At 56.6% G+C, this 12,157-nt stretch carries 10 protein-coding genes; 3 read left to right on the plus strand and 7 right to left on the minus strand.

What is annotated here, in order from left to right; genetic code table 11:
- Positions 1-241 precede the first annotated feature (241 nt).
- From ispG to idi, 6 genes are all read right to left on the minus strand, one after another.
- Positions 242-1,510, minus strand: coding sequence for a flavodoxin-dependent (E)-4-hydroxy-3-methylbut-2-enyl-diphosphate synthase (gene ispG / locus ACTJK7_RS02890; RefSeq protein ID WP_440780244.1), 1,269 nt, complete (start codon positions 1,508-1,510; stop codon positions 242-244).
- Between the two features lie 25 nt (positions 1,511-1,535).
- A complete protein-coding gene (gene ispH, locus ACTJK7_RS02895) occupies positions 1,536-2,465 on the minus strand; it encodes a 4-hydroxy-3-methylbut-2-enyl diphosphate reductase (RefSeq protein WP_440780246.1) in 930 nt (309 codons plus the stop codon).
- Between the two features lie 124 nt (positions 2,466-2,589).
- A complete protein-coding gene (locus ACTJK7_RS02900) occupies positions 2,590-3,705 on the minus strand; it encodes a terpene synthase family protein (protein WP_440780247.1) in 1,116 nt (371 codons plus the stop codon).
- Positions 3,706-3,777: 72 nt separating this feature from the next.
- A complete protein-coding gene (locus tag ACTJK7_RS02905) occupies positions 3,778-4,716 on the minus strand; it encodes an SAM-dependent methyltransferase (protein WP_440780249.1) in 939 nt (312 codons plus the stop codon).
- 23 nt (positions 4,717-4,739) lie between these two features.
- Complete coding sequence (dxs, locus tag ACTJK7_RS02910; protein WP_440780250.1) at positions 4,740-6,578, minus strand: 1-deoxy-D-xylulose-5-phosphate synthase; 1,839 nt, start codon at positions 6,576-6,578, stop codon at positions 4,740-4,742.
- 13 nt (positions 6,579-6,591) lie between these two features.
- A complete protein-coding gene (gene idi, locus ACTJK7_RS02915; protein ID WP_440780251.1) occupies positions 6,592-7,137 on the minus strand; it encodes an isopentenyl-diphosphate Delta-isomerase in 546 nt (181 codons plus the stop codon).
- A 398-nt stretch (positions 7,138-7,535) separates the two neighbouring features.
- On the opposite strand from idi, the gene ispC reads away from it, so the two are divergent.
- Positions 7,536-8,711 (plus strand): 1-deoxy-D-xylulose-5-phosphate reductoisomerase, encoded by a 1,176-nt coding sequence (ispC, locus tag ACTJK7_RS02920; RefSeq protein ID WP_440780293.1) that lies wholly within the window; start codon positions 7,536-7,538, stop codon positions 8,709-8,711.
- Positions 8,712-8,795: 84 nt separating this feature from the next.
- Positions 8,796-9,968 (plus strand): MFS transporter, encoded by a 1,173-nt coding sequence (locus tag ACTJK7_RS02925; protein WP_108560623.1) that lies wholly within the window; start codon positions 8,796-8,798, stop codon positions 9,966-9,968.
- Between the two features lie 6 nt (positions 9,969-9,974).
- Here the strand turns inward: ACTJK7_RS02925 and ACTJK7_RS02930 are convergent, their stop codons facing one another.
- Positions 9,975-11,108, minus strand: coding sequence for a cupin-like domain-containing protein (locus tag ACTJK7_RS02930; RefSeq protein WP_108560626.1), 1,134 nt, complete (start codon positions 11,106-11,108; stop codon positions 9,975-9,977).
- A 132-nt stretch (positions 11,109-11,240) separates the two neighbouring features.
- Between ACTJK7_RS02930 and ACTJK7_RS02935 the strand changes: the two genes are divergently transcribed.
- Positions 11,241-11,978 carry a thioesterase II family protein gene (locus tag ACTJK7_RS02935; protein WP_108560629.1) on the plus strand — a complete coding sequence of 246 codons (738 nt, stop codon included), beginning with the start codon at positions 11,241-11,243 and terminating at the stop codon, positions 11,976-11,978.
- Positions 11,979-12,157 lie beyond the last annotated feature (179 nt).

A 12,157-nucleotide genomic window follows, 5' to 3' on the forward strand; every position in this document is an offset into this window, starting at 1 on the left:
TTTGCGCACCTGTCAGGTTTGACAGGTGCGCAGCTCAATGGACGAGCGGTCAGCGACCCGCCCGAAGCGTCTGGCAGGCAATTCGCGAAGCCAAGATCCTGAACCTTTCGCGGGAGCACTCCCCTCACACTCCACCAACAATTCCTCGCTTCCCCGCCCGTCAGGCTTTGTGGCAACTTGGCTACGAGTTCACATTGAAACTTGAAGAGATCTCCAACGACGTTGCTAAATCTATTCAACTTCACCGGGATGGATTTAACAGTGCTTCCAGTCTGGCTTTGTCCTCGGATTGCAGGCCATACCGGGCAGCCACGTAGGCGTCGAGCAACTCAGTGAAGTCCGTTGCGATGTTGCTGCCCTTGAGTGTCATTACCCGCTCGCCGTCCATGTACACCGGTGCCGATGGATGCTCTCCTGCTCCAGGCAGGGAAATGCCGATGTTCGCCAGACGGCTTTCGCCCGGGCCATTGACGACGCAGCCCATGACCGCGACATGCATATTTTCGACGCCGGGAAATTGCATTTTCCACTCGGGCATTCGGGCCTGGAGAAAACCTTCAATCTGCTGCGCCAGTTCCTGAAAAAAGCTGCTGGTGGTGCGCCCGCACCCGGGACAGGCCACCACGGTGGGGGTAAATGCACGCAAGCCCATGACCTGCAGAATCTGCTGCGCCACGAGCACTTCACGGGTGCGGTCACCGTTGGGTTCAGGAGTCAGGGAAATGCGCAGCGTGTCACCGATGCCTTCCTGCAAAAGCACCGCCAGCGCGGTAGAGGAGGCGACGATACCTTTGGAGCCCATGCCGGCCTCGGTCAACCCCAGATGCAGCGGAAAATCGCAACGTGCGGCGAGATTGCGGTACACCGCGATCAAATCCTGCACATGGCTGACTTTTGCCGACAGCACAATCCGGTCTGCCGGCAAGCCGACGTCGATGGCCCGTTGCGCATTCTCCAGCGCCGATACCACTATCGCCTCACGCATCACCGCATCGGACTCCAGCGGCAGGGCTGATGCCGCGTTTGCGTCCATCATTCGAGCCAGCAAATCCGGGTCCAGGCTGCCCCAGTTAACGCCGATTCTCACCGGCTTGCCGTAGCGGCAGGCGGCTTCGATCATGCTGCAGAACTGCTCGTCACGCTTGGCCCCTTTGCCGACATTGCCGGGGTTGATGCGGTACTTGCCCAGAGCCTCGGCGCATTCGGGATATGCCGCCAATAAACGATGGCCGTTGAAATGAAAGTCACCCACCAGCGGCACCTTGATGTTGCGCCGATCCAGAAGCTCGCGAATGTGCGCCACTTGCGCTGCGGCATCGTGGCTGTTGACCGTGATCCGCACCAGCTCGGCACCTGCCAGCGCCAGACTTTCGACCTGACGGGCTGTGGCTTGGGCGTCGGTGGTGCCGGTGTTGGTCATGGCCTGCACAACAACAGGCCCTTCGCTGCCTATGGTGACGGGACCGATGATTACTTGCCGGGTGGTGCGTCGAACGATGGGGTTGTCCATGGATTTGACTCCAGTGGGGTGCTGCTTACTGACGGGTGATCAACCCGTCGGGAAGGCGGAAGTGAACATGTTCTTCGCGCCCCGGCAGGTTCTCGATCTGGAGCGGGGCGATCCTGCTCAGGGCGTTGAGAACATCGCTGACCATTGCCTCAGGCGTTGAAGCCCCGGCGGTAATACCGATGGTCGATTGATCGTTAAGCCATTCGCTGTGAACTGCGCTGCCATCGGCGATCAGGTAACTGGGGATTCCTGTTTCAGCGGCGATATCACGCAACGTCACGGAGTTGGCGCTTTGTGGGCTGCCGATCACCAGCACCACATCGACCCATTGGCTCAGTTCACGTACAGCCGTTTGACGATTCTGTACGGCATAGCAAATGTCGCGGGTGTCGGGTCCGATGATCTGCGGATAACGCCGCTTGAGTGCGTCGACTACTGCATGTGTGTCGTCGACGCTGAGGGTGGTTTGGGTGATGTAGGCCAGCGGTGTGTCCTGTGAAAACTCGAGTGTGGCGACTTGCGCTTCGGTTTGTACGACCACCACCGGAGAGGGAATTTGTCCGAGCGTGCCGATCACCTCGGGATGGTCCGGTTCGCCAATCAGGATCACCTGATAACCTCGGGCAGCGTATTGACGACCCTGGTTGTGCACTTTGGTCACCAGCGGGCAGGTGGCATCCAGGACCCGCAAGTGGCGTTGGCGGGCATGGTCTTCGACGACCCTGGCCACGCCATGGGCGCTGAAAATGGTCACTGCGTTCGCCGGCACCTCATCCAGCGTTTCGACGAAACGCGCGCCCTTGCGGCGCAGGCTGTCGACCACATGCTGGTTGTGCACGATCTCGTGGCGCACATACACCGGGGTGCCATAAAGCTCGAGTGCCTGCTCGACGGTTTCGACGGCCCGGACCACCCCGGCGCAGAAACCACGGGGTTGGGCGAGGATGACTTTCATGGTGTTTCCCCTATCAGTCGTTAGCAGATCTGGTCTTTGCTAACCCGGAGCTCGTGTCGGGCCGTGTTTTACACCTGTCGAAGTTGGTAATTCCATGAATAAGTTTATAAAAGCGTCGCTTGCGTTAAGGAAGTTTCTTAATGCTTTTTTGTCTCTCTGCGATTTCTGCAGCCGCAATCTCATCAGTCGAAGGTAATGGTTTGATCGTCACTTTACCGGAGATAAATCGCTTTCCTTTAAAGTCGCTTCCATGATATCGCGTGCTGATAGCATGGAACTCCGCATTTCCTGACGCTAGATGCTCCAGTTCAGTGAGATATTCGCGCACATCGCTTTGCTTTCCGAGTGGCCCGGCAAGTACCTTGTCGCGTGCGGCTATAAGCTTGCGCTCATTGTCCAGAACCATGGCTGCCAATCTGTCGAGTGATTGCTGAAGTGTGAGTCCCTCTGTTCGCATTAGTAACCACACCGAATTAACTGAGTCATCGATGTGTATTTCCTTACGAAAAGAATAAGGGTCGTTTACCAAAGTGATTGAATCGATTGCCGCAGTTCTCACGGTGGCGAGTGAACTATTGGTAGCAAGTGCATATGTCATATCTACATCGATCGCATATTCAGTCATTGTGGCAGCCCACTCTCCATAATTGTCGACGCGCCGCAACTCCAGGTAACGATCAAGATCCAGCGTGTCCATTTGCAGTGCGAGTGACTCGGTTTGGCTGATAATCATGGCGTGCATCGACTCTTTCAGGCGTTCCCATACACGCGGTTTCGAAGATAATTGCTCTTTGATAGGAATTAAACCTTCATACAGTAACTGAGCGATAGGTTCGGATGCAGGAGGTTGAATTCCCGCTATAGCATCGCAGTAGTGCTGGCGGAGCGTGGATTGCCGCTGTTTATCCGCGATTATGTCGGGCCTGGTGGTGGTGTCGTCTATTAATGTGGTGATACTCATCATCCGCTCCAAATTATAGATTCGGTCCTTCTTGGTATGCGGATAACAAAGACCTCCAAAGGCAGGCATGCTCTGAGCCAGATAATGGTCAATAGCTCTCTGGCTCCCATAAAAGGCCAATATATATGGGCTGTCTGTGGATGCCACCTGTGCTTCTACTGTATCGTGATCCGGGTGCCATTTGGGCTTCAGCGTCAGATGAAAGTCTGGATGGTAGATTTTCTCTCCCAGTTTTGGCAGGCCGGTTAAAGTTTGTATGAAGTTTGGCGTTTTGGTCATGATTCACTCCTTGGTAACGATTTTATATGATGAGACGTGAATGATGTAATGTGCATGGTGGGGGAGTGTGCTTTAAAGTCTTTTTAAGATAGTGCTGTATATTGAAACCTGGTTTTTCACTATTGCGATCGACAGGCTTTCGCACATGATGTGTAATTCTTTCAATGCTCGAGGGATGCCTTTCGGGAAATGTTTTTCTATATTGGTTCTGATATCAAGTAACCAGCGCGTTGCATCCGCATTATCAGGCAGTACTTGCATATCTTGTATAGTGAATCCGCTCTGCTTCAGTACGTGGGAAAAAAATTCAGGAGTTTTTCGATGCTTGCACGCGAGTCTGTCCACGGCGTCAGGTGTGTCAGATTTGTATTTGCTCAGGTCTATGTTATAGAGGTTGTCGGAAATAATGACCACGCCGCCCGGGAGCACTCGCTGCCGCAGTTTATCCATGACGGTTTTGAACAGGTCGTTGGAAAAGTGAGAGATGACTCCGCGCATAATTACTAAGTCGTAAGGTTTATCCGTGCTTGGTAACAGATCAATATCTTGTGCATTGCATTGGTATAAATTAATACGATTGGAGGAGCCTTGCTCTGCGTGAAGCCGAGCAGCGTGTTTCAACTGACAACTGCTGATATTGATGCCATCCAAGTGCTGGCATTCAGGAAAGTGTTCAGCTAAATACTGGAGGACGGAACCCCAGCCACAACCGATATCGAGTATGCGTTTGATTGGCGGGTGCTCTGGCTGTTCAAGACCGGCCAGCTTCAGTTGTCGCTCGAAGTAGCGGACGCCGGCCTCATCTAGGGTAATGGGTTGAGGTGAGCAGCCTCTGTAGATGCCGAACTGGAACCACAGCGAGTCACCAATAGCCTTGCGCCAGTCGTCGGGACTGTCGCTGTAGGTACGCACGACTTTCTGCTGATAGCTGTCGACACTGGCACCTTGAATAACTCGATAAGGCAGGTGAATTTCATCGGTAACAACAGGCTGTTTTGCTTGCGTTCTCATTAGTCTCTCTCCTTTTTGAATATTCAATTCATTCTCCATGCCTGCAACGAGACGCCGTCCGTTGCACCACGATTGCTGGAGAACCCTATGCCATGCATGCTTAAAAACGCTCCTATCGAATGTGTTATTCCGGGCGCATCGAGCCCGCACATGTTCATCAACTTTTCGGGTGCGCCATGCTCGATGAAGTGATCGCTGAACCCCAATTGCAGCACCCGCGGTGAGTGGTTGAGCGCCGCTACCTGTTCGAGACATGCCGAGCCGGCACCGCCTATCAAGCAACCTTCCTCGATGGTTACCAGAAAGTCATGACCCCGGGCCAGTTGCTCAACGAGGGCCCCATCGAGGGGTTTGATAAAGCGCATGTTGGCGACAGTGGCGTCGAATGCTTCGGCGGCTTCAAGGGCGGGGCGCAGCATCGAGCCGAACGCCAGGATGGCGATGCGATAGCCGGTGGGCTGCGTGGAGGTTCGGCGAATTTCACCTTTGCCCACCGGCAGGGCATGCAACGTCCGCGATGTAACGATGCCGTTACCCGATCCGCGTGGATATCGCACTGCACTCGGACCTTTTTGGAGGAGTGCGGTGTGGAGCATCTGCCGGCATTCGTCTTCATCTGCCGGGGCCATGACAGTAAGGTTCGGTATACAGCGCAGATAAGCGATGTCGAAAGCGCCCGTGTGAGTGGCGCCGTCGGCACCGACGATACCAGCCCGGTCTATGGCGAAAACCACAGGCAGATTCTGGATAGCGATATCGTGAATCAACTGGTCGTAAGCTCGTTGCAAAAAGGTCGAGTAGATCGCCACCACCGGTTTCAAACCCTCGGCTGCCAATCCTGCAGCAAAGGTCAGCGCGTGTTGTTCGGAAATTCCGACATCGAAAAAACGGTCGGGGAAGCGTCCTTCGAACTCCACCAGACCTGATCCTTCGCACATCGCTGGTGTGATCGCCACGACGTTTGGGTCACGTTCAGCTTCATCACATATCCATCTGCCAAACACTTGGGTGTAAGTGGCCTTGCTGGTCACGGGGGGATCGATACCGTGTGCGGGGTCGAATTTTCCCGGTCCGTGATAAAGCACCGGGTTGGATGCGGCCGGTGAGTAACCGTGCCCCTTTTCCGTGACAATGTGCAGCAGTTGCGGGCCGCGCAGTTTTTTCAGGGCACGCAGTGCAGGGAGCAACTCGTCGAGTTGATGGCCGTTGATGGGGCCTGTGTAGCTAAAGCCCAATGCTTCGAAAAAAGTCGCCTCTGTTCCTGACTCTTTTACCTGCTTCAATTTCCCGAAGTATTCGCGCAAGGCCCCGACCGGTGGCGAGATCGACATGTCGTTGTCGTTGAGAATCACCAGAAACGGCAATTGCTTATATAAGCCGGCATTGTTCATCGCTTCGTATGCCATGCCGCCGGTTACCGCGCCGTCGCCGATTACTGCTACGCAATGGCGGGGTTGCGATTGATTGCGAGCGGCCAACGCCATGCCCAGTGCCGCCGAGATGGAAGTGCTCGAGTGCGCCGTGCCAAAGGTGTCGAATTCAGATTCGCAACGGCGAGGAAAGCCGGAAATTCCACCGAATTGGCGAATACTCTCCATCGCTTCACGTCGACCGGTAAGGATTTTGTGGGCGTATGCCTGATGGCCGACATCCCACACGATTCTGTCGTTGGGGGTGTTGAACACGTAATGCAGCGCAACAATCAATTCCACGGTGCCAAGGTTGGCCGAGAGGTGACCGCCGGTTCTAGCGACACTATGCAAAATGAACGCCCGCAGTTCATCCACGAGTGGGCCCAGGGCGGCGACATGCAGCGCACGCAAATCAACCGGGCTATCGATGGTCTTGAGTAATTCGAACATGCTGGATTCCTTTCTAGTGGTTCGTTTTTGCGAGTTCTTTCCAGGTGCTTATCCTGGCAACTCCGGTGGTCTCGACGATCCGACGGAACCAAACGGTGAAGGTCTCGGGGGCAGCTGCGATGCGTGCGGGGAGTTGTGAAAGCTTGAGCCACTGCCATGCATGGGCTTCTTCGGGATTGGCGATGGGGTCACAGTGACTGACACCGACGAACACGTGGTCGAACTCGTGCTCTATCAGTTGGTTCGAGACTTCTTCGCGGTAGAGCAGCGTGGAAACCTTGCGCAAGGAGCAGGTTATGCCCATCTCTTCCTGCAAACGGCGTTTTGCGGCTGAAAGCGTCCGCTCGCCAAGCCGGGGATGCCCGCAGCAAGTGTTGGTCCACAGGCCTTGAGAATGGTATTTGCCGAAGGCGCGTTGTTGTAACAGGACACGGCCAGTGTTATCGAAAATGAAGATCGAGAACGCACGGTGCAAAAGCCCGAATTGATGGGCCTGCAACTTGGGCGCACAGCCTTTTTTACGATCTCGCCGATCGACCAGAATAAGTAACTCTTCCATAGCTAGACTCCAATACGTCTTCGCTACTGGGCGTTACTACGCTGGCCAGACTTCTTAGGGAAAAACAGACGGGTGTTGTGGTTGGAAGTTAGTTGTTTATTGTTCAAGGGGCAATTTTTTTGTTATATCTTTTTTTTATTTTTGGCGCTTTTTTCTGGTTGTATAGTTCTATGGTGTATGCGGTATTTTGCGAGTGAATATTCAGAATTGTATTGATGCTTATGGCAAACGCTCATAGAGGTAGCACTTGTGGTACGTAGCTTTGGAGCTATTGTCAGAAAGAACTTCTCTGAATTTTGTGATGGTGGATGTCGCAGGTCGTGGGAGTTTTTTGATTCTGGGTGATTTCGATTTTGTATATATCGAAGTTTCAATGCCTGGTTTTTATGGGTCAGGATATTCAAATGTTACAGCGCCTATGTGTTCTCGGTTCTACCGGGTCTATTGGTGACAGTGTTTTAGATGTAGTCGCACGTAACTCTGACAAGTATGTTGTGTATGCATTAAGTGCGCATTGCAATATAAAAAAGCTTTTTCAACAGTGTCTCGAGTTTAACCCGATCGTGGCTATCGTAAGTGAACCGCACCACGCGATAGAGCTTCAGGCACATCTACAGGCAGTACAGTCACGTACCGAGGTATGTTGCGGTATCGAGGCTTTGTGCGAGGTCGTTTGTGTCGCAGAGTGCGATACCGTCGTTGCTGCCATCGTCGGTGCGGCAGGGCTCCTGCCAACTTTGAGCGCAGCCCGGGCCGGAAAAAAAATACTCTTGGCCAACAAGGAAGCCTTAGTCATGTCTGGTGCGTTGTTCATGCGCACAGCCAGAGAGTCCGGTGCAGTTATTTTGCCGCTGGATAGCGAACACAATGCGATCTTTCAATGCTTGCAAGGTTGTGATCCCGAATTATCCGGCGCTGAGCGGTTGATTCTGACCGCTTCGGGCGGGCCGTTCAGGACGCGTTCGCTGGCATCGCTCAGAGACGTTACGCCTAAAGAGGCTTGTGCTCATCCCAACTGGGTGATGGGCCGAAAAATATCCGTCGACTCAGCAACGATGATTAACAAAGGCCTGGAGATCATTGAGGCCAGTTGGTTGTTCAATACGGCGCCGTCGCGTATCGAGGCGCTGATACACCCTCAGAGCATTGTTCATTCGATGGTGGTTTTTCGGGATCAGTCCGTACTGGCACAGATGGGCAATCCCGATATGCGCATGTCCATTGCCCATGCGTTGGCCTATCCGCAACGTATAACTTCAGGCGTCGCGCCATTGGATCTCAGCCAGTTGTCGGCATTGACCTTCGAGAAACCTGATCTTGTTCGTTTCCCGTGTCTTGAGTTGGCCATGGAGGTGATCAATCAGCCGCCGGCGGCAAGTATTGTCCTGAACGCGTCAAATGAAGTGGCGGTCGACGCCTTTTTGTCCATGCGAATTTCTTTCACTGACATCGTGCGAGTCATTGATCGAACCCTGCAACGCATCGACTCAGCGCCGGTTAATACGATTGACGACATTCTGGCAATAGATGAGCAGGCACGTAGAGTCAGTCGTGAGTCAATCGCACGCTTCTAGTCTTCACACTCCACCAACAATTCCTCGCTTCCCCGCCCGTCAGGCTTTGTGGCAACTTGGCCGCCCCTGTTGAGGCTGCATCCGATGGCAAACCCTTACCGCGAGTTGTTCAACGCCCCCGGCGCCCGGGCTTTTGTGATGGCTGCGATGGTCGCGCGCATGCCGATTTCCATGACCGGTATCGGTGTGATCACCATGCTTTCGCAATTGACCGGCGGCTATGCGTTGGCGGGTGGGGTGGCGGCGACGTTTGCGCTGGCCACGGCGTTTTGTGCGCCGCAGGTGTCACGGCTGGTGGACCGCTTCGGCCAGGGGCGAGTGCTGCCTGTGGCAGCGCTGATCGGCGGGGGCGCGCTGCTGATGTTGCTGTTTTGCACCCGCTTGCAGGCGCCGACCTGGACCCTGTTTGTCTGCGCCGCGCTGGCCGGTTGCATGCCGAGCATGTCGGCGATGGCGCGGGCACGCTGGACCGAAATCTATCGCGGTCAGCCGCAGTTGCAGACCGCGTATGCGCTGGAGTCGGTGCTCGACGAAGTCTGCTTTATTGTCGGCCCGCCGTTGTCGGTGGGGTTGTGCGTCGGCGTGTTTCCCGAGGCCGGGCCGCTGGCGGCGCTGTTGATGTTGGCCATCGGCGTCACGACGTTCGTCGCCCAGCGCAGCACCGAGCCACCGGTGCATCCGCACGAATCGCAGCATCAGGGTTCGATCATTCGTTCGACCGACGTGCAATGGCTGCTGGCGTTGATGCTCGCCATGGGCGTAATCGTCGGCGTGGTGGATGTGGTCAGCGTCGCGTTCGCTCAGCAGCAGGGCCAGCCGGCGGCGGCCAGCATCGTGTTGTCGGTGTACGCCATCGGTTCCTGTCTGGCCGGTATCGCCTTCGGTGCGATGCGCTCGAAACTGCCGTTGCCCAGGTTGTTTCTGTATGGCGGGATCGCGACGGCGGTGACCACGCTGCCGCTGTTGCTGGCGACCAACATCCTCGGGTTGTCTGTGGCGGTGTTCATCGCCGGGCTGTTCTTCTCGCCGACGCTGATCGTGGCGATGGCGTTGATCGAGCGCATCGTACCGCCGGCCAAACTCACCGAAGGTCTGACCTGGCTGGTCACCGGTTTGAGCATCGGCGTGGCCATCGGCGCCGCCGGCTCCGGCGCACTGGTGGATGCCTTTGGCGCGCGGAGCGGTTTCTGGCTGGCGATTGCCGCCGGTGCGGTGGTGCTGGGCTCTGCAGTGCAGAGCTTTCGTCACCTCAAATAATGGCGGTTACCAGCCCCGGCCCGAGTTCACCCAGAAGTTGACCGACAGCGACGTCGATACTGACTCCACCTGATGGAACCAGCCCTCGGGCAGGAACAGCAGATCGCCGGCCTCCAGCGTCACGCGCAGGAAAGTCACGTCGCGTGCGGCGGGGAAACGATCATAGTCCGGCGCATCCGGATTGAAATCACAACCATCCAGGCCGCCTTCCGGCGCGGTGGACCAGGTGCCCAGCGCTTCGCGGTGGTGGGGCGCGGCGAGGGTGAATTTCTTCTGGCCCCAGACTTGGGCGAACAGGTTGTCGGAGTCGTCGCGGTGCAGCGGCGTCAGCGTGCCCTTGGGGCCGATCCAGATCCGTGGCGGAATGAACAGCGAGGCATCGAAGTAGGGCGGGTATTTGATCTGCTGCATCAGCGCGGCCGGCAGGATGTTGTTGCCCATATACGCCGGCGGCTCGCCGTCCGCGCCCTTGACCGCCGGGCTGTCCAGCGAAGCGATGAAATCGGCCATCGAGGTGGAGCGGAAATCCCGTTCGGTGGAGAAGGTTTTCTTCACGTAATCGCCGTGGCGGGTGATGCCTTGCAGTTCGGCGAAATGCACCAGCGACTCTTCGCGGCTGAGCTTGAACAGCGGCCAGTCGTGCAAGGCATTGCTGATGACCACCGGCGTTCCGAAGGGCAGGTAGCGCTCCTCGAATTCCTGGCGCGACAGTTCGCTACGCGGTCGGCGCTCGACGACGGTCTGCACCGGTCGTGCGGCGGTGATGCTTTCACTGCGGCGCGGCGGTGTCGGGTAGCGCTTGTTCATGTCGACCTTTTGCGCCGGCGCCCCCCCGTAGCGGGCCTGGTCGATGATCTGCGGCAACATCGTCGCCAGACCCATGTTGCCGCCGATCTTCAGCCGACCGCTGGCGAACAGTTCCTCGACGTTGGCGGTGCCGCTCATGATCCCGGCAAAATCGTTTGGCGCCACCTCAATGGTCACGTCCGGGTTCGGGTGTCGACCGGCCTCGGTGCGGGTGCTGGCCTTGACCTCGGACCAGCACGTCAGCTGAGGCCCCAACACGAATTGGAAAACGCCTTCGATGCCGACGGCACCGGCATTGGCGAACAGCTTGCCCAGGATGGTCTGCAGGTCCACGGTGAATCCTCGTTGTTGTTTTGGCCTGAACGGTTAACGAGGGTTTGCCGGGGAAATTTAGCCACCCTCGACTAATTTGCCCGGCCGTTGATCCGTACCCTTTTGAAGAGACATTTTTTCGAGGGAAGCGTGGTGACCAACAAGTTGACCTTGCTGTGCCTGCCGTACTCCGGCGCCAGTGCCATGGTCTACAGCCGCTGGCGGCCGAAGCTGCCGCAATGGCTGCAACTGCAACCGGTGGAGCTGCCAGGGCGTGGCGCGCGGTTCGACGAACCGCTGCACACCGACATGCGCGCACTGGCGATGCAACTGGCCAGGGAGTTGCGCCCGACGCTCAAGACGCCTTATGCATTGTTCGGCCATAGCCTGGGCGCGCTGATGGCCTGCGAAATCGCCCATGCGCTGCGGGCGCTGGGCTGTCCGGAACCGGTGGCGCTGTTCGCCTCGGGCACCGCTGCGCCGACCATGCGCGCGGATTACGATCGCGGTTTTGCCGACCCGAAGACCGACGCCGAACTGATCGACCAGTTGCGCACGCTCAACGGCACCAGCGAGGAAGTGCTGGCCAACGAAGAGTTGATGAGCCTGACCCTGCCGATCCTGCGCGCGGATTTCCTGCTCTGTGGCAAGTTCCAGCCGCTGCAGCGCCCGTTGCTCAATTGCCCGGTGCATGTGCTGGGCGGCAAGGCCGACAAGGCCACCACCGAGCAACTGATCGGCTGGAGCAAGGAAACCTCGGGCAGCTTCTCGGTGGACATGCTGGCCGGCGGGCACTTCTTCATTCATGAGCACGAAGCCCGAGTGCTCAAGGTGATCAAGGATCAACTCGAGGTGCATCACCGTCGCCACGCGCTGGCCGTCAGCGCCTGAGTTTCAACTGGCGACTGCAGGCTCTCTGCCCGCAGTCGCTTCCTCTTGTGGCTTGCAGCTTCGAGCTTGCAGCTACCCCTCTGACACTTCTTCTCAATCGCTAATTTTTCCGGTCTGCATTCGTTTTATAGGGACGACGTGCCTTTGTGCTGCCTGCCTACTGATCCGGATGCCAAGAA

Origin of the sequence: Pseudomonas sp. 22085, assembly GCF_052045815.1 — a bacterium.
In the GTDB taxonomy this organism is placed as follows: Bacteria; Pseudomonadota; Gammaproteobacteria; order Pseudomonadales; family Pseudomonadaceae; genus Aquipseudomonas; species Aquipseudomonas glycinae.